Source organism: Plastoroseomonas hellenica (assembly GCF_018129085.1).
GTDB lineage: Bacteria > Pseudomonadota > Alphaproteobacteria > Acetobacterales > Acetobacteraceae > Plastoroseomonas > Plastoroseomonas hellenica.
The window spans coordinates 1-25,761 of record NZ_JAAGBB010000040.1 but is presented as its reverse complement, the minus strand read 5'-3'; the positions used below and the strand labels follow the sequence as shown (position 1 = coordinate 25,761).

Below are 25,761 nucleotides of genomic sequence, written 5' to 3'. Positions count from 1 at the left end.
GGTTTGCGCGTCACGCCGAAGGCGTGCCTCCGGCACGACGCGTTTGAGGGGGCCTCAATCGTGTCAACGATTGAGGCCGCTGGTATCAAGCCAGCGGCGCGGTTCGGAACAGGGTGACGCGCAGCCCGCCATGCGGCACCGGCGCGCCGGGCGGCAGGAAGGGCAGCGCGGTCGCCTGCGCCAGCGCGGGCTCGCCGGTGACGATGCCGACGCGCCAGCCCGCGAAACGCTGCCGCAGCACCTGGCCGAGCGCGCGGTACAGCGGGAACAGCGTCGCCCTGTCCCCGATGCGGGTGCCGTAGGGCGGGTTGACGATGACCAGCCCCGGCGGACCCGCGGGCGGCAGGATGTCGCTGATCGCGCAGTGCCGGAATTCGGTGTGGCCGGTGACGCCGGCGCGTTCGGCATTCGCGCGGCTCATCGCGATCGCGCCGGCATCCCGGTCGCTGCCGTAGCAGCGGGCGGCCGGCACGCGGGCGCTCTTCACCGCGCGCATGCGCTGCCAGGCGTCGGCGTCGAATGTCGCGAGCTGCTCGAAGGCGAAGTGGCGGGACCGGCCGGGATTGAGGCGTGCCGCGATCTCCGCCGCCTCGATGACGAAGGTGCCGGACCCGCACATCGGATCGAGCATGGGCTCGCTGCCGTCGTAGCCGCATTGCTGCAGGAAGAGCGATGCCATGGTCTCCCGCATCGGCGCCCGGTTGACGGCTTCCTTATGCCCGCGCTTGTGCAGCAGCTCGCCCGAGGTATCGAGGCTGATGGTGCAGACATCGTGCTCGATCCGCGCCATCACGACGATCTCGGCCTCCGGCGCCTGCGGCGCGCCGAGGGTTTCCCGGATCGCGGTTTCGATCCGCTCGGCCGCGGCACCGCTGTGGTAGATGCGCGATCCCGTGCAGGACGCCTCGACCCGGAACGGGATGTCGGGGCGCAGCACGCTGCCCCAGGGGACGCGACGGGCGCGGCCATCGAGCTGCGCGAGATGCAGGACGCGAAACGCGTCGATGCGCGCGAGGACGCGTCCGGCGCCGCGGATCCAGAGGTTCGCGCGCCAGACCTCCGGCCAGCCGCCTTTGAAGACGACGCCGCCGGGGACGGGCTTCGTCTGCTTGAATCCCTTGCCGCGCACCTCCGCGCACAGCACCGGTTCCAGGCCCGGCGCGGTCGCCAGAAAGATCTCGAAATCCTTGCCTTGCGTCACGGTCGGAGGGTGCGTGGCATCGCGGGAATGCGGTCGAGCTCTTGCGGCGGCGGATCGGGCGAGAAGTGCAGCGTCATGACGGTCGCCCCGGCAATGGTGAGCAGTGCCCCCGCGAGGATGAGGAAGGCCACGCCATAGGCGCGCGGCGTCGTGCCTGGCCTGCTGGGCGGGCGTGCGGCAACGGGGGGCGCCGTCGCGACGGCGACGACGGGTGCCGCGGCAGGCGTCGCGGGCTTCTTCCGCAGCACGCTGCCGAGCGCGAAGCCGATGAGGCAGGCGAGCAGCCAGGGCAGGGCGAGGATGGATCCGATGAGGGCCAGCCCATAGAGGAGCTTGCCCAGATCGGCCTCCGCCGGGTCGCGCGCGGCTTCGATCCCGCCGAGCACCAGCAGCACGATCACGGGGCTGAGCACCCAAAGGATCAGCGCCGCCACGCGCCAGCGACGCGGCATCGCGATCGCGATCAAGGCCGGGATGCCGAGCGCCAGCAGGATCGACAGGAGGTTCAGTCCGGCCGTCACCCGGCAAGGCTCCGCCGCACCCGCGCGATGGCGCCGGGCAGGCCGCGCACCTTCAGCACCCGGCCCTTCTCGTCGTAATCCTCCGACATCACCCGCAGGCTTTCGTAGACCTCGCCGATCAGCCCCTGCTTCGCATAGGGCAGCGCCAGCACATCCTCCACCATCGCCGCCTCGAAGAAGGCGATGATGGTGTCGCGCAGCGCGCTCACATCCCCGGGCGCATGGGCGGAGAGCAGGATCGCGTCCGGACGCTTCTCGATCAGGGCGGCGCGCCCGGCAGCGTCCACCCGGTCCAGCTTGTTGAGCACCAGGCGGGACGGCACGACATCCGCGCCGATCTCGCGCAGCACGCTGCGGCTCACCTCGAGCTGCGCCTCGTAGGTCGGGTCCGACGCGTCGACCACGTAGAGCAGCAGCGAGGCCTCCAGCGCCTCCGTCAGGGTGGAGCGGAAGGAGGCGACGAGGTCGTGCGGCAACTGCTTGATGAAGCCGACTGTGTCGGAGACCAGCACGCGGGGCCGGGTCTCCGGCTGCAGGATGCGGACGGTGGTGTCGAGCGTCGCGAAGAGCTTGTCCTCCACCAGCACCTGGCTGCCGGTCAGCGCCCGCATCAGGGAGGACTTGCCCGCATTGGTGTAGCCGACGAGCGCCACCCGCAACTGGTCCCGCCTGGCGGAGCGGCGGTGATCGCTGTCGCGCTGCACCGCTTCGAGCTGGTCTTTCAGCTCCGCCAGCCGGTCGCGGATCTTGCGGCGATCGAGGTCGAGGGTGGTCTCGCCGGCGCCCGGCCCTTGCTGCCGCCCGCCGCCGCCCGTGGATTCACGTAGGCGGGGTGCGACGTATTTCAGGCGCGCCATCTCCACCTGCAGCTTCGCCTCACGCGTGTTGGCGTGGCGGTGGAAGATCTCGACGATGACGCCGGTGCGGTCCAGCACCTCGGCGCCGGTGGCGCGCTCCAGGTTGCGGATCTGGCTGGGCGAAAGCTCATGGTCGACGATGACGAATTCGGGCTTGCGGGCGGGTTCCGCATCGGCTTCCGCGTCCGGCTCCGCCGCGTCGGCGGTCCCGGCCGCGCCTTCGAAGCGTTGCCGTGCCTTGGATTTCGGGGTCGGCGCCATCGAGCCGACCACGCCGGTGCCCCCGGTCATCGCCGCGAGTTCCGCCAGCTTGCCGCTGCCGAGCAGGGATGCGGCGCCGGTACCCTCCCGCCGCTGCGACACCCGGCCGACCACCTCGTAGCCGAGCGTCTTTACCAGGCGCCCCAGCTCCTCGAGGCTGGCGTCATGCGCGACGTCATCGACATCCGGCGTCTGGATGCCAACAAGGACGGCGCGCGGGGTGGGGGCTTTGGTCTCCATGGCGGTCCAGTAGCACGGGTCGGGCGGCACCCGCATCCCGGGGCCGTATGTCGATCCGCCAGCAGTCGTGGAAAGGCAATGGCTTGATCGGCATCGCGATCTCCGCGGTCGAGCGCGTGGCGCCGCAGCCATTGCTGCCGCGGCAGCAGGTCTACGCGTCTCCGCCCGGTCGCTCGCTGGCGGCCTGGTCGAGCAGCCATTGGTAGACGGTCTCGACGGCGGAGGGCGCCCGCGTTTCCTTGAGCGGCAGCAGCCAATAAGACGCCGCGACGACGCCCGATCCCGGAAACGGGGTGACGAGCCTGCCCGATGCCAGGTCCTCCCGCGTCAGGATGTCGCTCTCCAGGATCACGCCCAATCCGTTGACCGCCGCATCGATCGCGAGGTGGGATGGGTTGAATTGAATCGGTTTCAGGCCAGCCTGATCGAGCTCGACCTTCTGGCGCTGAAACCAGTCATCCCAGGACAGGGACGTCACCCTGGTGCTGATGAGCGGCAGCAGCAGCAGGTCGCCCGGCTTCCGGATCTGCCCGCCCGCCAGCAGGGCCGGCGCGCAGAGTGGTTGGGTCGTCTCCAGCAGAAAGAGCCTGGCCTGATGTTGCCACCGTTCGGCATCGCCGAACGCGATCACGACATCCGCCTCATCGCTGAGGCTCGGGTCTGAATTCACCCGGATATCGATGCCCGGAAAATCGGACAGGAACCGTGGCAGGCGCGGCAGGAGCCAGCGGCTCGCCAGCGACGGCGGGGTGTGGATCTTGACGAGGTTGTTGATCTCCGCCCGTCCGCTGCGCCGGGCGATATCGTGCGTCGCCTTCCGCAGACGCTGAAAGAGCGGCCGGACGCTGCGCGCGTAGTCGACGCCATCGGCGGAAAGCGAGACGCCGCGTCCTTCCCGGACGAACAGGCTGACGCCGAGGATGAGCTCGAGCAGCCTGATCTGGTGGCTGACGGCCGAAGGCGTGAGGCGGAGTTCGGCAGCCGCGGCCCGAAAGCTGCCGAGGCGCGCGGCAGCCTCGAAGATCGCGATGCCGCGGAGGGGTAACCTCGATCCTACCATGATACCGGCCAGCTCTCGGCGCGCCCGACGCCACCGCGCCATCGGAGCCCCATTGGTTGATCGGTTTTCCCCCCGAGTCCAGCCGCCGTCGGGATGATCGGACCCGGGCCGGAGGCGCGGACCAGGCATGGCCAAAGGTGAAATTACCTCACCTGTTCGGCGAGTTTATTGCGGCTTTTTCTTTCGGCCCTGGATTTCTAGGAATCGGGGCACGAAGGCAAGCGCTTGCCCGAGAGAGCTGGCCATCGATTTCGGAGAGCGACGATGACGATGACAGACGCCGGCCGGCAATTCTGGGCCCGGGCCAATCGGCACCTGCTGCACTACGGATGCGATTTCGCCCGCTTCGTTCCGGCGCGCGCCGAGGGCTGCTGGCTCTATGATGCCGCCGGCACTCCGATGCTCGATTTCACCTCGGGCCAGATGAGTTCGATCCTCGGCCATTCCCATCCGGAAATCCTGGCAAGGATCCGGGAAGCCGCCGGAACGCTCGACCACCTCTTCTCCGCCATGGTTTCCGAGCCTGTCGTGCGGCTCGCCGAACAGCTCGCGGCGCAGGTCCCGGCACTTCCCAAAGTGCTGCTGCTCTCGACCGGCGGCGAAGCCAATGAGGCGGCGATCAAGCTCGCGAAGACGGTCACCAGGAAATGGGAGGTCGTCGCATTCACGCGCGGCTATCATGGCGTCACGGCAGGATCGGCCGCGGCCACCTTCAAGGTCGGGCGAACCGGCGTCGGGCCGCTTCCGCAAGGCTACTACGCCATTCCGGCGCCCAATGCGTACAGGCCCCGGTTTCCCGGCCTGGACTGGCGCCGCGAACTCGACGACGCCTTCGAGCAGGTCGACAGGCAATGCACCGGCAATCTGGCGGCCTTCATCGCCGAGCCGATCCTGAGCAGCGGCGGCGTGATCGATCTGCCATTGGGCTATCTCGCGGCGTTGAAGGGGCATTGCGAGGCGCGCGGCATGCTGCTGATCCTGGACGAGTCCCAGACGGGGCTCGGCCGCACCGGGACAATGTTCGCATTTGAACGGGATGGCGTCGTCCCGGACATCCTGACCCTGTCGAAGACACTCGGCGCCGGCATGGCGCTTTCGGCGGTGATGACGAGCGACGAAATCGCCGCAGCGGCCGACAGGAACGACTTCTTTTTCTACACGACCCATGTGAACGATCCGCTTCCGGCGGCCGTCGGATCGAAGGTGTTGGAGATCGTCCTGCGCGACGATCTGGCCGACCGGGCGAAAATCGCCGGCGAACGGCTTGCGCGCGGCCTTCTCGACCTCAAGCAACGCTATCCCGCGATCGGCGATGTGCGTGGACGCGGCCTGATGCGTGGCCTGGAATTCACGGATTCCGGCTCCCAGGACGCGACGGCCATTGCCAATGCCGTCACCGCCGCCGCCCTCGAGCTGGGGCTTGCGGCGAACATCGTGCGTTCGGGAACCTCCGGCGGCGTCATGCGGATCGCGCCGCCGCTCATCGTCAAGGACGAAGAAATCGACCAGGGGATCGCATTGCTCGGCCGCGCCATCGGCCTGGTCGTCGAGCGCTGATCGCGGCTTCACCGAAACGCCGCCGCCGTCGCATCACCCGCGGCCTGCATGCGGCATCACACCCGAACCGGCGAGGACGGCATGGACAAGGCCCACAGGCGCGTGCTCGATCGGGCTCTTGGCTACCTCTGCAACGGGGCCGACGCGGTCTGCGACGATCTGGAGCGATGCGGCGGCGTACCGCGCCTGAATTCCATGACCGGGGGATATGGCTGGGACGACGACTATGTCTGGGACAGTTGGGCCGATTTCCAATGGGTCGGCTTTCTCGCCGGCCGTCTCTGGCTGCTGCATCTGCTGACGCGCCGGCAGCGCTACGGCGACGCCGCCTTGCGGCTGTGCGAGCGGATCGGCCCCGTTCTCGCGAGACATCCGACGGTGTTCTCCTCCACCGGCATCGACATGTACTACGCGCTGACGCTGGGCCACCAGATCACCGGACGCGACGATCTGAAGGCATGGGCATTCGCCGGCGGCGATAATTTCGCGAATATCTTTGACCCCAAGGCGAAGGCATTCCTGCAGATCGCCGGGGCCGATCGCATCGTCATCGATACCGGGCTCAACCTGCCTTCCATGCTCTGGGCCTCGCAATGGGAACCCGAGCGCGCCGCGCTCGCCTATCGCCATCTCGACACTGTCCTCGAGGTCGGCCTGATCCGCTCGGACGGCTCGAACTGCCACGCGGCGGCGCTCGATCCGCAGACCCGCGCCGTGACCGGGCTGTTCAGCCTCCAGGGCTGGAGCAATGACAGCACCTGGGCGCGGGGGCAGGGTTGGGCCATGCTCGGCTTCGCCCATGCGTATGAGGCAAGCCGTGATCCGCGTTACCTGGACGCGGCGCGGCGGGCGGCGGATTGGTATGTCGATCACGCGCCCCGGGGCTGGGTGCCGCGCTATGACTACGACGATCCGGATCGCGAGACGCTTCCCTACGATTCCTGTGCCGCCTGCATCGCGACGGCCGTCCTGATGCGCCTGGCGCGGTGGCTGCCGGATCGTGCCGAGCGCTATCGAAGCGTGGCCCGCGAAACCCTGCAGGCACTCCTTTCCAACTTCCTCACCACAGGCGGCGTCGTGCTTCACGGAAGCTGGGGCCGCATGCGGCATATCGAGACGGGCAAGCCCCGGCTCGGCCGCTTTCCGCAGGAAGATGTCATGCCCTACGGCAATTACTGGATCGCCGAATGCCTCTACCGCGAGCTCTCGGACGACTGGTCGGTTCTCTCGCTCGATGGGCACGCCTGATCATCAAACGTTGAAAGGAAGGGAAGGCCATGACCTTCATCCCCCGAGGCATTCATACGGCGATCGTCACCCCCTTCACGGAAGCCGATGCGTTCGACGAGGCGGTCTTTCGGACGCTGATCGACTTCCAGATCGCCTCGGGCGCGGCCGGGCTGCTGGTGATCGGCGGGAGCGGCGAGTTCGTCAGCCTGACCCCGTCCGAGCGGCAACGGGTGATCGACGTCGCGATCGACCACGCGGCGCGGCGGATTCCGATTATCGTCGGTGCGCTGGCACCAGGCACGAAGGAAGTGCAGGAGACGGTTCGCCATGCCGCGAGGGCCGGCGCCGACGCGGTGCTGGTGCTGCCGCCCTACTACATCAAGGCCAGCGCCGATGGCATTCATGAGCACTTCGCACGCGTCGCGGACGCCGCATCCATCCCCATCATCGCCTACAACAACACGTCCCGGACCGGGATCACCCTCGACATACCCATGCTGGAGAAGCTCGCCGGGATTCCTGCGGTCGTCGCGCTCAAGGAATGCGAACGCGATCTGGCCATCGTCGCCGCCAAGATCCGCGCTGTCGGCGAGCGGATCGCGATCTTGTCCGGAGATGACGATCTCGGCTTTCCGACATTCCTTCTGGGCAGTCCCGGCGGGATATTCATGACCGCGAATCTGGTCCCTGCGTTCCACCGCAAGCTCTTCGAAGCGACGGTGAACGGAGACCTGGCCATCGCCCGCCGAGCCCACGACGCGCTTCTTCCGCTGGTGGAGGCTCTCTACACGGCAAACCATCCGGGGCCGCTGAAGGACGCCATGGGCCTTATCGGATACCCGGTCGGTACCGCCCGCGCACCCCTGCAAAGGGCAAGCGCGGACAATCTGAAGCGCGCCGCCATCGCGCTGAAGGCCCTGGCCGCTGTGGGATTCGACTGAACGCCGTGGCTGCCTGATTGGGCCGCCTACAGCCCCAGCCGGTCGCGGATCCGCCCCTCCAGCACCTTCGCCATGACGCCCACCCGCCAGAAGCCATGGAACGGCATTGGCTTGATCGGCGTCACCGGCATCGCGATTTCCGCGGCCGGCGTGCCCGTCGCCAGCCGCGCGATCTCGTCGCCCATGGCGGTCGAGAGCGCGATGCCGCGGCCGTTGTAGCCGAGGCAGCAGATCAGCCCCGGCGCGGGCTGGTGGATATGCGGGTAGTGGTCGGGCGTCATCGCGAGCTGGCCGTTCCAGCCATGCGTCCATTCGGCACCGGCGAGCGCGGGCCAGAGCCGCTCCGCATAGCGCATGAGATAGGCGACGGGGGAGGGATCGCCGATCGGGCGCTGCGGGCCGCGGCCGCCCATCAGCAGCCGGTTCTTCTGGTCGACGCGGAGATAGACGGTGATGTGCCCGCTCTCGTAAAGCGAGGCGCGCATCGGCATGATGTCCCGCACCACATCCTCCGCCAGCGGCGCGGTCGCGGCGATGGAGCTGAACACCGGCACCACGCTGCGCCGGAGCCCCGGCTGCAGGTCATCCGTATAGCCATTGGTGCCGAGGATCACGGTCTCCGCCGTCACCGTGCCGGTCGGCGTCGCGACCTGCCAGCGGCCGTCGGCGCGGCTGAGCGCGGTGACGCGGGTGCCGCCATGCACCGCCGCACCCGCCTGCATCGCGGCGCGCGCCAGGCCGCGGGCGTAATCCAGCGGCTGCACGTCGCCGCCGCTCGCATCGCGCATCACTGCGACATAGCGGTCGGTGCCCGTCGCCATCAGCGCCGCCTCGCGCTCCAGCAGGGTCACCGGCAGGCCACGGCGCATGCCCTGCTCGGCGGAGCGGCGGACGGCGGCGGCATGCCCCGGCTGATAGGCGGCGCGGAGCGTGCCGCCCTGGCGCGCATCGCAGGCGATCTGCCAGCGTCGGATCAGCGCGAAGGTGGTCTCCGGCGCGCCCCAGGCGAAGCGGACCATGCGGGCGCCGAGCTCCGGCCCGAAATCCGCCTCCACCTGGTCGGGGTCGGGCTTCAGCCCGGGATTGACCTGGCCGCCATTGCGGCCGGAGGCGCCCCAGCCCGGTTCATTCGCCTCCAGCACCACGGTGTCGACGCCGCGTTCCACCAGATGCAGCGCGGTGGAAAGGCCGGTGAAGCCGGCGCCGATCACGACGACATCCGCCCGCCGGTCGCCCGGCAACGGCGGCGTCGGCGGCGCCGGGCGGGCGGTCGCGGCATAGAGGCTCGGCGGCAGCGGCAGCATCGGTCGGTGTCCTCGTCAGCCCTTCCGCAGATTGTAGAACAGCGGCATGCCCGTCAGCATGCCAGTGACGTTGCGGCGATAGGCGGTCAGGTCGCGCCAGCGCCCGGTCGGGACATAGGGCACCTCCTGGAAGGCCTGTTCCTGGATCCGCCGCGCGACCGCCTGGCGCGCCGGCAGCTCGGGTGCGGCGATCCATTCGTCGCGCAGCGCCTCCAGCCCCGGCGCCGTCGGCCAGCCGAACCAGGCCGAGAGCCCATTGCCGCGCAGCGGCAGATGCGAGGTCGGGTCCCAGAGGTCGAGGCCCGGCAGCAGCGTCGTCGTGCAGTTCCAGCCGCCCTGCGCCACCGGCGCGCGGTTGGCGCGGCGCTGCAGCCAGACGCCGAAATCGACCGGGATGATCTCCACATTCATCCCCGCGCGCCGCATCTGGTCGGCGGTGACGTCGACCTGCTGGCTCATGGTGTAGAAATTCGCGGCCTGGAGGAACGCCACCTTCTCGCCGCGATAGCCGGCCGCCGCCAGCTCCCGCCGCGTCCTATCGTAGTCGCGCGGCGCCGTCATCGCCGCGATTCCGGCATCGGAGGCCATCGGCGAATCCGGGCAGAAATAACCAACGCCGGTATTCCAGAGGGCGCGGTCGGTGCCGGCGACCGCGGTCATCACCTCCGACTGGTCGATGGCGCCGAGCATGGCGCGGCGGATCGCCGGGTTGTCGAAGGGCGGATGCAGGTGATTGATGGCGAGGATGCCCATGTTGCCGGCCGGGTTGTAGCTGCCGAGCACCACGTTGCGGTCGCGCCGCAGCAGCGGCACCAGGTCGAGCAGCACATCCTCGTACCAGTCGATCTCGCCGCTGATGACGGCGGCGGCCGCGGTCGGCGCGTCCGGGATGATCATCCACTCGACGCGGTCGAGATGCGCGATCTTGGGCCCCGACGTGAATTCGGTGACGCCGTCCGGCCGCGGCACATAACCCGCGAATTTCTCCCAGACCGACCGCGCGCCGTTCACCCGCTCATTCGCGAGGTATCGGAAGGGGCCGCTGCCCACCACCTCCGTCACCTGCTTGGCGGGATCGGTGATCAGCCGCTCCGGCATGATCACCGGGATGAAGCTGGTGCTTTTCGCGAGGGCATTGGGCAGCAGCGCGAAGGGGCGCTTGAGGCGGAAGACGATCTCCTTGTCCGATGCGGCGGAAAGCTCGTCGGTCACGCTCATCAGCAACTGGCCCATGGCATCGACCCGGCCCCAGCGGCGGATGCTGGCGACGCAGTCCCGCGCCAGCACCGGCGCCCCGTCATGGAAGCGGAGACCCTCACGGAGCGTCAGGCGCCAGCGCTTGCCGTCATCCTCGATCACATGGCCCGCAACCATCTGCGGATGCGGGTTCAGCGCATTGTCCATGCCGTAGAGCGTGTCGTAGCTCATCAGCGCGAGGTAGCGGGTCGAGAAGGCGGTGGTGAAGACCGGGTCGAGGATGGTCGCATCCGCGTTCGGCTTGAACCGGAACACCCTGGCACCCTGCGCCTGCGTGAGCGATGGGGCCACGAGGGCGGCGGCACCGGCCGCGCCGGCCTGGAGGAAACGCCTGCGGTCCATACTCGAAGCTCCTGTCGCGTTGAATGCGTGTCCGGTGTCAACCTGCCCAGTTGGCCGCGCGTTCCGCGCTGATGATCCCGTCCTCCAGGTCGCGCTGGATCAGCGCGGCCGGGCGTTCTGCCGGCTGGCCGTAGCCGCCGCCGCCGCCGAGGCTGATCGTCACGACGTCGCCGCGCTTCAGCGCGAAGGCATCCTTGCTGCGGAGGTGGATCGCTTCCCCGTCGCGCAGCACCGCGCAGGTGCCGCTGGCGCCGGGGCCGCCGCCGAACAATCCGGCGGCCTGGCCGGTGAAGCGGTCGCTGTAGAAGGCGAGCTGCGCGCCATCCGTCTCGATCGCATAGCTGCGGCTGAAGCCTGCGCCACCGCGCCGCGCGCCGCTGCCGCAACTGTCGGCGCGGAGCGCGTAATCGGTCACGCGGAAGAAGCTGAAATCCTGATCCATCGCCTCGACCGGCGTGTTCGAGCAATTCGACAGCGGGTTGTCGACCGCGTCGCACCCGTCATTGCCGATGCCCGCGCCATAGCCGCCGCCATAGACCTCGAGATAGACCGACCATCCCTGGGGCCCGAGCCAGGAGAGGCAGAAGGCGGTGGTGGTGTCGTAGCCCTGTGCGATCGCCTTCTCCGGCGCGGCCTGCGCCACCGCCTGCATGACAGCGTTCCAGGCGCGGGAGACCGAGATCATGCGCGCACGCACCGGCGCCGGATGGTTCGGGTTGAGCAGGCTGCCCTTCGGCGCGATCACGGTGATCGGCCGCAGCGAGCCGTCATTGAAGGGGATGTCCGGGCTGGTCAGCGCGCCCTTGAGGCAGGAGACGGCGGCCGAGATGACGGAGGCGAAGGGCGCGTTGAGGTTGCTGCCGACCTGCGGTGCGGTGCCGGCGAAATCGACGGTGATGGAATCGCCCGCGATAGTGACCGCGGCCCGCACCGGCAGCGGCCCGCTGCCGAGCCCGTCATCATCCAGCATCGCCTCGCCGTGATAGGTGCCGTCGGGGACGGCGGCGATCGCCGCCCGCATCCGGCGCTCGGAGTAATCCTGCAGCCCGGCCATGGCGGCCCTGACCTTGGCGACGCCGTAGCGGCGCGCGAGTTCCTGGATGCGCAGCACGCCGATATTGTTGGCGGCGATCTGCGCGTCGAAATCGCCCATGGTCTGGTGCGGCACCCGCACATTGGCGCGCAGCAGCCGCTGGAAGCCGCCGCCATGCCAGTCGCGCGCGGTGTTGACCTTCATCGGCGGGATGATCAGCCCCTCCGCATAGAGGTCCCGCGCACCCGCGTTCAGGCCCGGGCTGCCGCCGCCGAGGTCGAGGTGATGCGCGACGGAGGCCGCGTAGCCGATCACCGCGCCCTCGTGGAAGACCGGGTGGAAGAAGAAGACGTCCTGCAGGTGCTGGCCGCCGGAATAGGGGTCGTTGATGACCAGGAAGTCGCCGTCCTCCAGCGTCTCCGGCGGGTAGAGCGCGGCGCAGGCCTGGAAGATGCGGCCGATGCTGCCGAGCTGCATCGGGATCAGCTCCGCCTGGGCAACGGTGTTGCCCTCGGCATCCAGCAGCGCGGCGGACCCGTCCCGCGCCTCGCGCAGGATGGTCGAATAGGCGGAGCGGACGAGCTTCACGCCCATCTCCCGCGCCGCCGCGATCACCGACTGGCTGAGGATGGCGTATTCGACGGGATCGAGTTGGGTCATCGATCAGCCCTCCCTTTGCAGCAGCATGTTGCCGGCGGCGTCGCGCGCCGCGCGCCAGCCGGGCGGCACCCAGGTGGTGGAGGAATAGCCCTCGATCAGCGCCGGCCCCGCCACCGCGTCGCCCGCCCCGAGCGCCGCCGCATCCGCGAGCCGGGCGCGCACCGCGGCACCGCCGGTCACGACCGCCGCGTCCGCGGGGCGGGCGAGGCCGGCTGGGCGCTCCGCGACCTCCGGCAGCGCATCCAGGCGCCGGCGCAGGCCGAAGCGCAGCCCGACCAGCTCGACCTTCCGCCCGGGCTCGCCGCCATGCAGGTAGACGCGGCGATGCGCTTGCGCGAAGCGCTCCCCGAGATCGGCGGCGCCGAGCCGCGGCAGCTCCGCAGGGTCGACCGCCACCGGGATCTCGAAGGCCTGGCCGACGAAGCGCATGTCGAGCTCGAGTGAGGGTTCGAGCGGCCCGGTGAGGCCGAGGGCCGCGAATTCCGCCTCCGCCGCGGCGCGGAGCCGCGCGCAATCGGCGGCGACCAGGGCCGGCGTCTCCGCGTCGAGCGTCATCCGCCGGGTGACGCCGCGGAGCTTCACGTAATCGGCCGAGAGCAGGCCAAGCGCGGAGATCACGCCGGGATTGGGCGGCACCAGGATCTCGCGGATGCCGAGCTCCTCCGCGATCTCGGCCGCGAGCAGCGGGCCGGCGCCGCCGAAGGGCAGCAGCGCGTAGTCGCGGGGGTCGCGGCCGCGCTCGGTCGAGACGAGCTGGATCGCGCGCACGATATTGGCGACCGCGAGCCGGATCGCGGCCGCCGCCGCGCCCCGGACATCGGTGCCGAGCCGGGCCGCGATGCCCTCGAAGGCGCGGTGCGCGGCATCGGCATCGAGCGTCATGCCGCCGCCGAGGAAGGCCTCCGGCCGGATGGTGCCGCGCACCACATGCGCGTCCGTCACCGTGGGCAGCGTGCCGCCGCGGCCGTAGCAGGCCGGGCCGGGCTCCGCGCCGGCGCTGCGCGGCCCGACCCGGAGCATGCCGCCATCATCGATCCAGACCAGGCTGCCGCCGCCGGCGCCGACGGTGACGATATCCAGCACCGGCGTCCGGATCGGCAGCCCGTCCACCTCGGTCTCCGCGGCCAGCGCCGCCTCCCCATCCTGCACCAGCGCGACGTCGGTGGAGGTGCCGCCCATGTCGAAGGTGATGAGGTCGCCGCGGCCGGACCGCGCGGCCTGGCGGATGGCGCCGACCACGCCCGCCGCGGGGCCGCTCAGCAGCGCGCTGATCGCGTTGCGCCGCATGGCCGTGGCTGGCATGCGCCCGCCATTCGACTGCATGACGCTGAAATGCCCGCGGAAGCCGGCTGCCCCGAGCGTTGCCTCGAAGCGGTCGAGGTAGCCGTCGATCACTGGCTGCACATAGGCCGAGAGGCTGGTGGTGGACGCCCGCTCGAACTCGCGGAATTCCGGCGCCACCGCATGGCTCGCGGCGATGGAGAGGCCGGGCAGGGCGGCCGCGATCATCTCCATCAGCCGCATCTCGTGGAGCGGCGAGGCATAGGCCGAGAGCAGGCAGATCGCGACCGCCTGGTAGCCGCCGGCGGCCAGCGCCGGCAGCAGGTCGCGCGCCACCGCCGCCTCGTCCAGCGGGGCGATGACGGTGCCGTCCGGGCCGATGCGCTCGGCCACCTCGAAGCAGTCGCGGCGGCGCACCGGCGGCGCCGGCTTCGCGTAATGCAGATCGTAGATATTGCGCCGGTCGTGGCGCTGCATGAACAGGATGTCGCGGAAGCCTTTGGTCGCGACGAAGGCGATCGTGGCGCCGCGCCGCTCCAGGATCGCGTTGGTGGCGACGGTCGAGCCATGCACGAGGTCGGTGACATCAGCCGCCTCGATCCCGGCGGCGCCGAGCGCGTTGAAGGCGCCGATATCCGGGCTGCGCGGCGTCGACGGCACCTTGACGACGCGCACCTGCCCCCGGTCGACCGAGACCAGATCCGTGAAGGTGCCGCCTACCTCGATCCCGACGCGCATCTTTGCTTTCCGCCCCTGCCTGAGGCTAGCTTAGCGTGTCATCTAGACTCTGCAACCAGATTGAAAAACCCTAGGCGATTTTTTCAATGATCGAGGAAAGCCCTGGGGCCGCGGCGATGGCCGATGCCCCCTTGCCCGACCCCGCGGCGACCGCCGCGCCGGAGCGGGAGCCCGTGCTGGGCCAGCGGCTGCGCGGCATGCGCCAGCGCCGGGAATGGACCCTGCAGGAGGTCTCGGCGCGCAGTGGCCTCTCGGTCGGCATGTTAAGCCAGATTGAACGTGGGGTTTCCGCGCCCTCGATCCGGTCGCTGCAGAAGCTGGCCGAGATCTTCGCGGTGCCGATCGGCTGGTTCTTCAGCGACCCCGGTGCCGCGGCGCAGGGCCCGGCCTGGGTGCAGCGCCGCGCCCAGCGCCGGGTGCTGGACCTCTCCGCCAAGGGCATCACCAAGGAGCTGCTGAGCCCGGAAGGCGACGGCAGGATCGAGCTGATGCTGATCACCGTCGAGGCCGGCGGCTCCTCCGGCGAGGCGCCCTACCAGCATGCGGGGGAGGATGCCGGGACGGTGCTGGAAGGAGTGCTGGAGCTGGAGGTGGATGGCGTCGCCAGCCGCCTGCAGGCGGGTGATTCCTTCCGCTTCCTCAGCACCCTGCCGCATCGCTTCGCCAATCCCGGCCCGCTCCGCTGCGTGGTGGTCTGGGCGGTGACGCCGCCGCTCTATTGAGGGCCTCAGGCGCCGGCGGCCGCATACGCGGCCTTGGCTTGCGCGCTGTCAGGGCGCGCTGGCGGCGGCTGTTGGTCGCGCGCGGGGCCGCATGCGCGGCCCCGGAGCATCGGCTTCGCCTCGCTCCGCCGAAACCAATGGCGGCCTGCGGCCGCGGGGCTCTGTGGGCCGATGTCGCAGGAGGCCTTCGCCGTCCGCCTCACGGCCAGGGAACCTTCCGTCGCCGTCGGGCGCTCAGTCGCCGCCCACCTCCGCGATGGGCAGGGCAGTCGGCCGGTCGTCATAGGTGCCGCGCACCTGCCCGATGCATGTCCCGTGCGGCGCCCGATGCCCCCCATCCAGCAGGTCGGAGAGGAAGGCGTCGCCCGACACGGGCCGGCCGAAGTAATAGCCCTGCGCCTCATGGCAGCCTTCGTTCATCAGGAAGGATGCCTGTTCGGCCGTTTCCACGCCTTCCGCGACCACCCGCACCCTGAATGCGCGGGCCATGCCGAGAATCGCGCGCACGATCGCTTCGGAGCTCTCGCTCTGCCCGAGCTTGGCGATGAAGGACCGGTCGATCTTGATCTTGTCGCAGGGGAAGCTGTGCAGGTAGCCGAGGCTGGAGAAGCCGGTCCCGAAATCGTCCATCGCGATGCGCACGCCGAGGGCGCGGATCTCCCGGAACTGACGCTGCGCGTCCTCGGTGTTGTTGAACAGCACGCCTTCCGTGATCTCGAGCTCCAGCCGGCCGGGCGGCAGCCCTGAAGCCTCCAGCGCGGACCGCACCGTGCGCGCGAGGTTGCCCAGGCGAAACTGCGCCGGCGAGACATTGACCGCCACCGAGACCATGGACGGCCAGGCGGCCGCCTGCCGGCATGCCTCCTCCAGCACCCAGGCGCCGATGCCGGTGATGAGGCCGGACTCCTCCGCGACTTCGACGAACAGCGCGGGCGGAACCGGGCCATGGCCGGGCCGGTCCCAGCGCAGCAGCGCCTCCGCGCCGATCAGCCGGCCGCGGAACAGGTCGACCTGCGGCTGGAAATGCAGCCGGAAGTCGCTCTCCGCCAGAGCCAGGCGAAGGTCCTGCTCCAGCTCCCGCCGCAGCCGTGCCTCCTGATTCATTTCCGGCTCGAAGAAGCGCCAGGCGCCGCGCCCGACGAGCTTCGCCCGATAGAGCGCAAGGTCGGCGTCGACCAGGAGCTGGTCCGCATCGAGCGGCCGGCCGGATTCGTCCCGCGCCAGCGCTATGCCGATCGTCGTGCCGACGGAGGCCAGAGACCCGCCGAGGTCGATCGGCGGCGCCAGCGCCTCGATCATGCGCTGCGCGAGCGCCTGCGCGTCCCGGGGCTGCTGCGCACCGATCTGCACGACCGCGAACTCGTCGCCGCCGAGCCTTGCCAGAACGTCGGATTCGCGGAGGCACCCGACGAGGCGGACCGCGACTTCCTTGAGCAGGCGGTCCCCGGCAGGATGGCCGAAAGTGTCGTTGATGTCCTTGAAGCGATCGAGGTCGAGGCAGAGCACGGCCAGGCTGTGATCCCGCCGGCGCGCCAGCGCGACGCCCTGCCGAAGCCGCTCGTTGAAGCTTACGCGATTGGGCAGGCCGGTGAGTGGATCATGCGCGGCGAAATAGGCGGCGCGGCCGAGGGCATGCTGCAGAAGCCGCAACGGAACCGTGCGCAGGACCAGGAGGACGAGGATGCCGAGCAACCCTGATCCCAGCAGGATCGCCATCGTGGTGGCGACCGCGGGATAGAGCGAGCGCGACGCCTCGGTCTCGCCGACGATGGCGTCGCCCTCGCGGAGTGGCGCGCGCTGGGACAGGACGGGCGATCGCAGCGCTTCCGCGGCGCCGGAGACCAGGATCAGTCGTCCCTCGGCATCGAAGACGCTCAGCCGCTCCTCCACGGCGGATCCCGCGGCGCCACCGAGCGGCGCGTCCACGCGCAGTTCGCGGAAGTCCCAGAATTCCGGATTGCGCCTGGCGAGATCGCCGATCTCGGCCGCATGCAGCCTGGCGCTCGCCTCGAGCGCACCCTGCAGCCGTGCGCGCGCGCCGAAGAAATACGCGGCCGGGGGGGCAGCCGCGACGATGATGGCGCCGAGGATCGCGAGGACGCTGAGCAGCCGCACGATGCGGCGGCCGGGCAAGCCGCCGAGCGTCGCTAGCGGCCCCTGCTGCGCTGCCATCCGGAAAAGGGGGGGGAATGGTCCGGGCACATTGCGTTTCCGATGCCCGACGTTCTTTTAACGCCGCCCGGTAACCATACGGCGAGGAGGTTTAACAAAGCCATTACGGTTCAGCCCCTAGAACCACGGCTTCGGTGGCAGCGCGTGCCTGGTGCCAGGCGCCGCCCATGCTGACCGCTTCGGAACGAAGTTCACCGCCTGAATGGGTGCCGCAGTCGACATCGCCAGGAGAGTGCAGGGGGGATTGGGGCGCACCAAGGTGTTCTCCCGGTCGCTGTCCCGCCGCTGCGCCTGCCAATGCCTCGTCATGCTGCTGCTGCTGCCCGGCATGCCCCGGGCGGAGGCGAGCATGCGCGACATGACCGTCATGGCCCGGGCCATGGCGTTCCTGGAGACGCCGCCGTCGGGCCTGGCCGTGGTGGGCATCGTGTTTCCGCGCGCTTCGGAGGAAGGGCAGCGGGAGGCAAACCGGCTCGCCGCCGCTTTCGGGGACGGGCTGCGGTCCGGCCGCGCGATCCTGGTCGGCCGCCCCGTCTCGATCGAGGATCTGTCCGGGCAGCGCTTCGTCGCGGTGCTGCTGACCACCGCCGCACTACCCTATGCCCGTGAAGCGGCGGCCCTGGCGGGGCAGGGTGTCCTGACGGTGGCGACCGAACGCGCGCCCGTCGACGCGGGCGTCGTCATGCTCGCCGTTCGCGCTGCGCCGCAGGTCGAGATCATTGCCAATCGTGCCGCCGCCGCGGCGGCCGGAATCCGTTTCGCGACGGCGTTCCGCATGCTGATCCAGGAACGCTGAGGCGCGCATGACCAACCGTGCCCTTCCCATCCGCGCTTTCCTGATCGCCCTGGCGCTGGCACCTGGAAGCGCCAGGGCCACGAGCGATATCGGCCATGCCGAGCTGGAAGCGCTCTTTGGCGAGCCCGTGACGACGAGCGCCACCGGCGGGCCGCAGCGCGCCTCCCAGGTGCCGGCCTCGATGGAGATCATCACCGCCGAGCAGATCCGGCGCTCCGGCGCCCATGATATTCCCGCCGTGCTCGCGCGCTACACCTCGCTCGATGTGCAGCAGTACAATGCCCATGACTACACGGTCGGCGTGCGCGGCTACGCGACGGCGATGTCGCCGCGCCTTCTGGTGCTGGTCAATGGCCGGCAGGTCTATCTGGACCACTATGGCTATGTCGCCTGGGACTCGCTGCCCGTGCAACTCGCCGAGATCCGCCAGATCGAGGTGATCAAGGGTCCGAACGCGGCGCTCTTCGGCTTCAACGCCGCCGGCGGCGTGATCAACATCATCACGCTGGATCCGCTGCATGACCGGCAGAGCACGGGAACGCTGCGCGTCGGCACCGGCCGGTACCGCGAGGCGTCCGTGACCCATGTCGGGCCGATCGGCGACAATCTGGGCATCCGGCTGTCGGCCGGTCTCCGGGGCGAGCAGGCGTGGCGGAGCGGCCATACCGAGTTCGAGCTGGCGCAACTGGACTCGCGGCGATCCCCCACCCGGCAGCAAGTGGCGGGCGAATTCGCGGCGCGGCTGTCGGACCGGGTCCGCGTGGGGATCGAAGCGAGCTACAACCGCGCGATCGCCGGCGACTTCTTCGACTACGGGCAGTTCTGGCGGCAGGACCGCCGGATCTGGAACCTGCGTGGCCGCGTCTCGGCCGATATCGGCTTCGGCCTCCTCGCGGCCTCCGTCTACCACACCGGCTACCGCGAGACCTTTGCGGTCGGGGCGTCGCCGACGGATCACGACCTGACCGTCGCCGAGATCAGCCACACCTTCAAGCTCGGCGCCAGCCACACTCTGCGCCACATGCTGGAAGTTCGGCGCAGCGTCATGTCGGCCTTCCCGGGATCCGAGGTCGGCTACACCAACGTCGCGGTCGGCGCGATGTGGAACTGGGCGATCAGCGACACCGTGGAATCCACCGTGGCCTTGCGCGGGGACTATCTGCGGCTCAATGGGCGCGGCTTCGACGACCCGAATTTCCCGGATGGCGACAGCGCCTATCGCCGGCGGTTCCACGACGCCTCCTGGAATCTCGGCCTGGTCTGGCACCCGACACCGGTGGAAACCTGGCGCATCGGCGCCTCGCGCGGCGTCAGCCTGCCGAGCCTCTACGACCTCGGCTACCGGGACAGCTTCCCGGCCTTCGGCTATCAGGACACGGGCAATCCGCGCCTGCAGCCGACGGTGGTGCACGACTTCCAGATCGAGTACCGCCGGAACATCGAGGCCATCGCCGGCCGGATCGCCGTCACCGGCTTCTACCAGATCAACAGGGGCTTCAGCAGCGGGCTCTCCGTCCCGGTGCTCGAGCCGCCTCAGGTTCCCTACACCACCTTCATGCCGCTGAACCTCGGCACCTCGCGGGTCTATGGCGTCGACCTTGCCGCGCAGGGCCGCTTCGGCACCGGCTTCACCTGGGGCTTCGCCTACCGGCTCGCGGCGACCGAAGCCGAATTCCGCCCCGCGCTGATCGATTTCAAGCGTGCCTCGCCGCGGCACCTCGCGACCGCGCGCCTCGGCTGGGCGGGCGGGCGCTGGGAGCTGGACGGGTTCCTGCGCTATGCCGGGGAGGCGCAGGGCTGGCGCGTCGTGGATGAAAGCAATGCGGTCCTGGTGCAGGTGCATGACCAGGTCTCCGCCGCGCTCCGCATCGCCTATCAGGTGACGCCGAACCTGACGGTCGCGCTCGAGGGCGAGAATGTGCTGCAGGAGCGGCAGCGGCAGACCATCGCCGCGCAGGCGCCGCGCCGCTTCTATCTCTCCCTGCGATCCTCCTTCTGAGGTTCCGCGCCGCTTTTAGTGAAGGCGGCGAGGTTCGCGGGCGTCGAGGCCGAGCCCGCCGCGTGAGACACTCGCGCATCATGCTCCTGTCCCTTGTTTGATCGCCTGATTCGGCGATGCCGCCTCAAGCCATCCCGCTCTAGGATAGCCGCGGATCGCCAGGGGACCCCAGGATGACGCCGCCGCTGCCGGAGATCGCCGATGCCGGGCGCCTGACCGAAGCGCTGCGGCGATCCGGCGCGCTCGGCGAAGGGCAGGTCGCAGAGGTCACGGTGGAGAACGCCTTCTCGACCCTGCTGTCCCGCATCACCCGGCTGCGCCTGACCTATGACGGCGCGGCCGATGGCGCCCCCGCCGCGCTGGTCGTGAAGGCGGGCCTGCCGGATGCGCCGGGCCGCCTCTGGGAAGCCGGGCGGCGGGAGGTCGCCTTCTACCGGGAGGTCGCGGCCGCGACGCCGCCGGGTCTCGTCCCGCGCTGCTTCGACGCCGCCTGGGAGCAGGAGAGTGGCGCCTGGCACCTGCTGCTGGAGGACCTGACGGCGACGCATGAGGTCGCGACGCGCTGGCCGCTGCCGCCGACCTTGGTCCAGTCCGAGGCCATCATCCGGGCGCGGGCACGCTTCCAGGCAGCCTGGTGGGACGATCCCCGTCTCGGCGCCGGCATCGGCGCCTGGCAGGACGCAGCGGCGACGGAACAGGCCACGCAGCGGCTGGCGGCCCAGTATGCGAGCTTCGCGGAGGTGCTCGGCGACCGGCTGCCGGTGGCGCGGCGCGACCTCTATGCACGGCTGCTCGATGCCGCGCCGCGCCTCGGCGCGCGCTACCACGCGCATCGCCAGATGACGATCGTCCAAGGCGACGCGCATGTCTGGAACTGCTTCCTGCCGCGCGACGGGACCGGCGAGGGCGCCAGGCTCTTCGACTGGGATGGCTGGCGGATCGATGTGGGGACCGACGATCTCGCCTACATGATGGCGGTGCACTGGTATCCGGAGCTGCGGCGTGGGGCGGAGCGGCACCTGCTCGACTGCCACCATGCAGAGCTGCTGGCGGCCGGCGTCGCGGGCTATGACCGCGGCGCGCTGCAGGACGACTATCGCCTCTCGGTGCTGTGGCAGATCACGACGCCGGTCTGGCAGCAGGCGAACGGCATCCCGCCGGTGATCTGGTGGAACAACCTGGAACGCGTCCATCTCGCCGCCGAGGATCTCGGCTGTCGTGACCTGCTGGACGGATGAGGCGAACGGATCAGCGCGCGAGCGCCGGGGTCTCCTTCCGCACCATCGGCAGCGCGAGCGTCGTGGCCCAGCTCGCGGCCAGCATCAGGCCGGAGCCGACCAGACAAGCGATCAGGCCGCCCCAGCCATAGAGCAGGCCGGAGAGCAGCGTGCCGGCGAAGCGGCCGGCAGCATTGGCGGCGTAGTAGAAGCCCACATCCTCCGCTGCCTTGGCCGATCCCGCATAGGCGAGGATCAGATAGGAGTGCAGGGAGGAATTCACCGCGAAGGCCACGCCGAAGACCGCGAGCCCCAGCACCACGACGAGGTCCGGCCGGCCGAGACCCGCTGCCAGCAGCAGGCAGAGCGCCGCCGGCACTAGCGCGAGCGCCAGCGCCCAGAGCCGCGCCGCCGGCACCTCGGCCGTGAGCCCGTCCGTGCTTCGCCGCACCAGCGCGGGCGCCGCCGCCTGCACCAGCCCATAGCCGATGGTCCAGAGCGCCAGGAAGCCGCCCACCATCGTGAAGCTCCAGCCCTGCGCATAGAGGAAGACCGGGAGGCCGACGACGAACCACACGTCGCGCGCGCCGAACAGCGCGATGCGCGCGCCGGCCAGCAGGTTGACGCCGGCGGTCTTGGCGAACAGCTCCTTCACGGATTTCGATGCGCGCGCCTTGCCCATCAGCGGCGGCAGCGACAGCAGCACGCCGGCGAGCACCAAGGCCAGCACCGCCGCCATGGCCCAGAGCGCGGCCCGGAAGCCGATCGCTTCCAGCAGCAGCCCGCCCAGGAAGAAGCCGACACCCTTCATCGCGTTCTTGCTGCCGGTGAACCAGGCGACCCAGCGGAACAGGGTGGAGGCGCCATCCGGCGCGGTCAGCTTGATCGCCGATTTGCTGGCGGTCTTGGTCAGGTCCTTGGCGACGCCGCAGATCCCCTGCGCCACCACCACCCAGACGACCGAAAGCGCCGCGCTCCAGGATGGTGACAGCGCCGAGAGCAGGCAGAAGCCCAGGATCTGGGTGGCGAGGCCGACCGCCAGCATGCGCCGGATGCCGTGCCGGGTCGCCAGCCAGCCGCCGATCAGGTTCGCGCCGATCCCCGCCGCCTCATAGAGCAGGAAGAGGAAGGCCAGGGTGAAGGGGCTGTAGCCCAGCCGGTAGAAATGCAGCAGCACCAGCATGCGCAGCGCGCCATCGCTGAGCGTGAAGCCCCAATAGGCCGCGGTGACGATGGCGTAGTTGCGCATCAGATTCCGACCGCCTCCACGTGGCAGGCGAGGTCGACCATGCGGCAGGCATAGCCCATCTCATTGTCGTACCAGGCATAGACCTTCAGCAGCGTGCCGTCGGTGACCATGGTCGACGGCGCATCGACGATGCTGCTCCGCGTGTCGCGTGCATAATCGGCCGAGACCAGCGGTCGCGCCTCGTAGCCGAGAATGCCGGCGAGCGGCCCGGTCGCGGCGGCGCGGAACAGGGCATTCACCTCCTCCGCGCTGGTTTCGCGCGTGAGCTCGAAGACGCAGTCGGTGAGCGAGGCGTTGAGCACCGGTGCCCGCACCGCGTGCCCGTTCAGCTTGCCCTTCAGCTCCGGATAGATCAGCGCGATCGCGGTCGCGCTGCCGGTCGTGGTCGGCTGCAGCGACAGCATGGCGCTGCGCGCGCGCCGCAAGTCGCGGTGCGGTGCGTCGGTCACGACATTGGTGTTGGTCGGGTCGTGGATGGTGGTGATCTGGCCGTGACGGATGCCGATCGCCTCATGCACCACCTTCACCACCGGCGCGAGGCAATTGGTGGTGCAGGATGCGGCGGTGACGATCGGATGCGCGGCCGGGTCATAGAGCCGCTCGTTCACGCCGATCACGACGTTCAGCACCGAAGGGTCCTTCACCGGCGCCGCCACGACGACACGCTTCGCGCCGCGGTCGAGATGGCCGCGCAGCACCTCCGGCGTCAGGAACTTCCCCGTGCATTCCAGCACCAGGTCGACGCCGAGATCGCCCCAGGGGATCTCGGCGGGATGCGCATGCTCGGTAAAGGAGAGGCGCTGCTTGCCGATGGTGACGGCATGCTCGCCCTCGGCGGCGATCGCCGCGCGCCAGCGGCCCTGCACGCTGTCGAATTCCAGCAGATGCGCGCAGGTCGCAGCGCCACCCCTGATCTCGTTCAGGTGCACGATGTCGAGGTGGTTGCCGGCGCGCGGATCCTCGATCTGCCGCTCGGCCGCACCCATCGCGGCGCGGAGCGCGAGCCGCCCGATGCGGCCCATGCCGTTGATCCCGACCCTCATCGCGCGGGCGCCGCCTGGGTGGCGTGCGCGAGTTCGTCGATGCGCGCCTTCAGCGCCATGCGGTCCAGCGCCTGGAAGGGCAGGCTCGCGAAGATGGCGAGCCGCCGGTACAGAGAGGCGTAGAGCTCGTTCAGCATCGTCGCATGCTCGGCGACGCTGCCGCCGAACTTCGCGGGATCGGGCAGCGGCCAGGCGGCGGTGACGGTGGTGTCGCCGAAATCCGGGCAGACCTGGCTGTCGAGCGTGTCGCAGAGCGCGATGACGAAATCCAGGCGTGGCGCATCCGGGCCGGTGAAGACGTCCCAGCTTTTCGAGCGCAGGCCGGAAACATCGTGGCCGAGCGCCTTGAGCTGGCCGATCACCGCCGGCATCGGTCCCTCCGGCGCCGGATCCGAGCCGGCGGAGTGGCTGATGAAGCGCCCGGGCGCGAGCTTGGCGAGAATCGCCTCCGCCATGATCGAGCGCGCGGAATTGCGCGTGCAGAGGAACAGCACATGGAAGGGGGCGGGCATCGCAGGAAACTCCCTAGTCGGGTCGAGAAGGCGCGCGAGGTCGCCGCAGCGCGTGGGATCGCCGTCGCAGCAGGCATCGGCGAGGAAACCCATCAGGTCGCGCAGCCGCGCGATTTGCGGGGCGTAGATCAGGCTGCGCCCGCGCCGGGTCGCGGCGATCAGCCCGACCTGGTCGAGGGCACGCAGATGGAAGGAGAGGGTGGAGCCGGGCACGCCGAGCCGCTCGACCAGTTCGCCGGGCGCGAGGCCACTGGGCCCGGCGGCGAGCAACGCGCGCATCAGCTCCAGCCTTGTGACCTGGCCGAGCGCGGTGAAGGCTTGGGCGGCGTCCTGGAGTTCCATGATTCCAATGTAATGGAAATGTCTGCGGGTATCATGAAACCTCCGTGACGAATCCATGGCAGGCATCCCCGGCGATACCGGGCAGCGGGGCGACGCCGCCGGCGCGGGGGTGCTAGCGTCCGCGCATGATCCGCGCGGCCGCCGATACCGACCTTCCAGGCATTCTCGACATCTACAACGACGTGATCGTCACCTCGACGGCCGTCTATTCCGATGAACCCGTGTCCCTCGACAACCGCCGGGCCTGGCTGCGGGGCCGGCAGCAGCAAGGCTACCCGGTCCTTGTCGCCGCCGAAGGAGATGCCGTCGTCGGCTTCGCCTCCTTCGGCGATTTCCGGAGTTCACCCGGCTACCGCTACACCGTGGAGCACACCGTGCACGTGCATCCGGAGCGGCGCGGAACCGGCATTGGCCGGCAACTGATCGAGAGCTTGATCCCTCTCGCCGTCGCACAGGGAAAGCATGTGATGATTGCCGGTGTGGACGCCGCGAATAGCGGCTCCATTCGCTTCCATGAGCGTCTCGGCTTCGTCCAGGTCGCCCGCTTCGAAGAGGTCGGCTTCAAGTTCGGCCGCTGGCTCGATCTCGTGTTCCTGCAGCGCAGGCTTGGCGGCTGAGGTGCCGGTGGTCAGGCCTTGGCCACTCGCGGCGCGGCCGGGCGCAGCGCCAGCAGCGCCGCGCAGGCGGAGAGCGACAGAGCCGCCGTGACCGCGAGCGCGGCGGCGACGCCCGCGAGTTCCAGCAGCAGGCCGAAGGCGAAGGGGGCGGCCGCCTGCACCATGCGTGCCGGCGCCGAGAGCAGCCCCTGCCGCGCGCCATATCCCGCCGGCCCGAACACCGCGAGCGGCAGCGTGCCCTTGGCGATGGTCAGGATGCCGTTGCCCATGCCGTGCAGGATCGCGAAGCCCGCTGCCGCCGGCGCGCCGAGGATCGCGAGCACGGCGACGCCGAGCGGATGGCCGATGGTCGCGAGCCTGGCCGAGACGATGGGGTCGAAGCGCCGCAGCAGGCCGAACTCCGCGAGGCGGGCCATGACCTGCGCCGGCCCGACCAGGGCGGCGGCGCCGATCGCCAGTGCCGGCGTGGCGCCGGCCGCCTGCAGCAGCGCCGGCAGATGCGCCGCCATCGCCCCGGTGACGAACCATGTCGCGGCGAAGACGAAGGCGAGCAGCGGCATCGCGAAGCGCGGCGGCGGCGGCCCGCCGGAATCGGCCGCGGCGGGGCTG

The 25,761-nt window shown here is 70.0% G+C and carries 20 protein-coding genes and 1 pseudogene; 8 read left to right on the top strand and 13 right to left on the bottom strand.

The annotated features are described in order from the left end of the window. Positions 1–85 precede the first annotated feature (85 nt). The 4 genes from GXW71_RS25495 to GXW71_RS25480 all read right to left on the bottom strand — a co-directional run bounded on the left by GXW71_RS25495 (position 86) and on the right by GXW71_RS25480 (position 4,269). A complete protein-coding gene (locus GXW71_RS25495) occupies positions 86–1,201 on the bottom strand; it encodes a THUMP domain-containing class I SAM-dependent RNA methyltransferase (RefSeq protein WP_211855516.1) in 1,116 nt (371 codons plus the stop codon). After that, complete coding sequence (locus tag GXW71_RS25490) at positions 1,198–1,722, bottom strand: hypothetical protein (protein ID WP_211855515.1); 525 nt, start codon at positions 1,720–1,722, stop codon at positions 1,198–1,200. Before GXW71_RS25490 ends, GXW71_RS25495 begins: the two co-directional genes overlap by 4 nt. After that, entirely contained in the window at positions 1,719–3,080 is a 1,362-nt protein-coding gene (gene hflX / locus GXW71_RS25485) for a GTPase HflX (RefSeq protein WP_211855547.1), read from the bottom strand. The genes GXW71_RS25490 and hflX overlap by 4 nt, the downstream gene beginning before the upstream one ends. A gap of 151 nt (positions 3,081–3,231) precedes the next feature. Continuing rightward, complete coding sequence (locus GXW71_RS25480; protein ID WP_211855514.1) at positions 3,232–4,269, bottom strand: LysR substrate-binding domain-containing protein; 1,038 nt, start codon at positions 4,267–4,269, stop codon at positions 3,232–3,234. A gap of 141 nt (positions 4,270–4,410) precedes the next feature. Here GXW71_RS25480 and GXW71_RS25475 point away from each other — a divergent pair, with 141 nt between their 5' ends. The 3 genes from GXW71_RS25475 (at position 4,411) to dapA (ending at position 7,868) form a co-directional block, all read left to right on the top strand. Then, on the top strand, positions 4,411–5,697 hold the full coding sequence (locus GXW71_RS25475) for an aspartate aminotransferase family protein (protein ID WP_211855513.1): 1,287 nt from the start codon (positions 4,411–4,413) through the stop codon (positions 5,695–5,697). Positions 5,698–5,778: 81 nt separating this feature from the next. Continuing rightward, positions 5,779–6,945 (top strand): glycoside hydrolase family protein, encoded by a 1,167-nt coding sequence (locus GXW71_RS25470; RefSeq protein ID WP_211855512.1) that lies wholly within the window; start codon positions 5,779–5,781, stop codon positions 6,943–6,945. Between the two features lie 29 nt (positions 6,946–6,974). After that, complete coding sequence (dapA, locus tag GXW71_RS25465) at positions 6,975–7,868, top strand: 4-hydroxy-tetrahydrodipicolinate synthase (RefSeq protein ID WP_211855511.1); 894 nt, start codon at positions 6,975–6,977, stop codon at positions 7,866–7,868. A gap of 26 nt (positions 7,869–7,894) precedes the next feature. On the opposite strand, the gene GXW71_RS25460 is transcribed toward dapA, so the two are convergent. From GXW71_RS25460 to GXW71_RS25445, 4 genes are read right to left on the bottom strand one after another with little or no spacing between them, the layout of a single operon-like run. Then, positions 7,895–9,172, bottom strand: coding sequence for an NAD(P)/FAD-dependent oxidoreductase (locus GXW71_RS25460; protein ID WP_211855510.1), 1,278 nt, complete (start codon positions 9,170–9,172; stop codon positions 7,895–7,897). A gap of 15 nt (positions 9,173–9,187) precedes the next feature. Beyond that, positions 9,188–10,771 carry an ABC transporter substrate-binding protein gene (locus GXW71_RS25455; RefSeq protein WP_211855509.1) on the bottom strand — a complete coding sequence of 528 codons (1,584 nt, stop codon included), beginning with the start codon at positions 10,769–10,771 and terminating at the stop codon, positions 9,188–9,190. Between the two features lie 37 nt (positions 10,772–10,808). Beyond that, a complete protein-coding gene (locus tag GXW71_RS25450; protein WP_211855508.1) occupies positions 10,809–12,464 on the bottom strand; it encodes a hydantoinase B/oxoprolinase family protein in 1,656 nt (551 codons plus the stop codon). A 3-nt stretch (positions 12,465–12,467) separates the two neighbouring features. Then, positions 12,468–14,483: a hydantoinase/oxoprolinase family protein gene (locus GXW71_RS25445; protein WP_211855507.1), complete on the bottom strand. Its 2,016-nt coding sequence runs from the start codon at positions 14,481–14,483 to the stop codon at positions 12,468–12,470. Positions 14,484–14,569: 86 nt separating this feature from the next. Here GXW71_RS25445 and GXW71_RS25440 point away from each other — a divergent pair, with 86 nt between their 5' ends. After that, a complete protein-coding gene (locus GXW71_RS25440) occupies positions 14,570–15,205 on the top strand; it encodes a helix-turn-helix domain-containing protein (protein WP_211855506.1) in 636 nt (211 codons plus the stop codon). A gap of 234 nt (positions 15,206–15,439) precedes the next feature. Here the strand turns inward: GXW71_RS25440 and GXW71_RS25435 are convergent, their stop codons facing one another. Continuing rightward, positions 15,440–17,407, bottom strand: a complete 1,968-nt coding sequence (locus GXW71_RS25435) for a putative bifunctional diguanylate cyclase/phosphodiesterase (protein ID WP_211855505.1) — start codon at positions 17,405–17,407, stop codon at positions 15,440–15,442. Positions 17,408–17,579: 172 nt separating this feature from the next. Between GXW71_RS25435 and GXW71_RS25430 the strand changes: the two genes are divergently transcribed. The 3 genes from GXW71_RS25430 to GXW71_RS25420 all read left to right on the top strand — a co-directional run bounded on the left by GXW71_RS25430 (position 17,580) and on the right by GXW71_RS25420 (position 21,410). Then, positions 17,580–18,173, top strand: a complete 594-nt coding sequence (locus tag GXW71_RS25430) for a hypothetical protein (RefSeq protein ID WP_211855504.1) — start codon at positions 17,580–17,582, stop codon at positions 18,171–18,173. A gap of 7 nt (positions 18,174–18,180) precedes the next feature. After that, positions 18,181–20,172 carry a TonB-dependent receptor plug domain-containing protein gene (locus GXW71_RS25425; RefSeq protein WP_211855503.1) on the top strand — a complete coding sequence of 664 codons (1,992 nt, stop codon included), beginning with the start codon at positions 18,181–18,183 and terminating at the stop codon, positions 20,170–20,172. A gap of 173 nt (positions 20,173–20,345) precedes the next feature. Continuing rightward, a complete protein-coding gene (locus tag GXW71_RS25420) occupies positions 20,346–21,410 on the top strand; it encodes an aminoglycoside phosphotransferase family protein (protein WP_211855502.1) in 1,065 nt (354 codons plus the stop codon). A gap of 10 nt (positions 21,411–21,420) precedes the next feature. Here GXW71_RS25420 and arsJ read toward each other — a convergent pair whose 3' ends face one another. The 3 genes from arsJ to GXW71_RS25405 are packed head-to-tail and all read right to left on the bottom strand — an operon-like array spanning position 21,421 to position 24,535. Next, complete coding sequence (gene arsJ, locus GXW71_RS25415) at positions 21,421–22,638, bottom strand: organoarsenical effux MFS transporter ArsJ (protein WP_211855501.1); 1,218 nt, start codon at positions 22,636–22,638, stop codon at positions 21,421–21,423. Next, the gene (locus GXW71_RS25410; RefSeq protein WP_211855500.1) at positions 22,638–23,681 is read right to left on the bottom strand and encodes an ArsJ-associated glyceraldehyde-3-phosphate dehydrogenase; all 1,044 of its coding nucleotides are present in this window, start codon (positions 23,679–23,681) and stop codon (positions 22,638–22,640) included. The genes arsJ and GXW71_RS25410 overlap by 1 nt, the downstream gene beginning before the upstream one ends. Beyond that, positions 23,678–24,535 carry a helix-turn-helix domain-containing protein gene (locus GXW71_RS25405; RefSeq protein WP_211855499.1) on the bottom strand — a complete coding sequence of 286 codons (858 nt, stop codon included), beginning with the start codon at positions 24,533–24,535 and terminating at the stop codon, positions 23,678–23,680. The genes GXW71_RS25410 and GXW71_RS25405 overlap by 4 nt, the downstream gene beginning before the upstream one ends. Positions 24,536–24,660: 125 nt before the next feature. On the opposite strand from GXW71_RS25405, the gene GXW71_RS25400 reads away from it, so the two are divergent. Then, positions 24,661–25,152: a GNAT family N-acetyltransferase gene (locus GXW71_RS25400; protein WP_211855498.1), complete on the top strand. Its 492-nt coding sequence runs from the start codon at positions 24,661–24,663 to the stop codon at positions 25,150–25,152. Positions 25,153–25,163: 11 nt separating this feature from the next. On the opposite strand, the pseudogene GXW71_RS25395 reads toward GXW71_RS25400, so the two are convergent. After that, positions 25,164–25,761, bottom strand: a pseudogene (locus tag GXW71_RS25395) (MFS transporter); the annotation flags it as partial.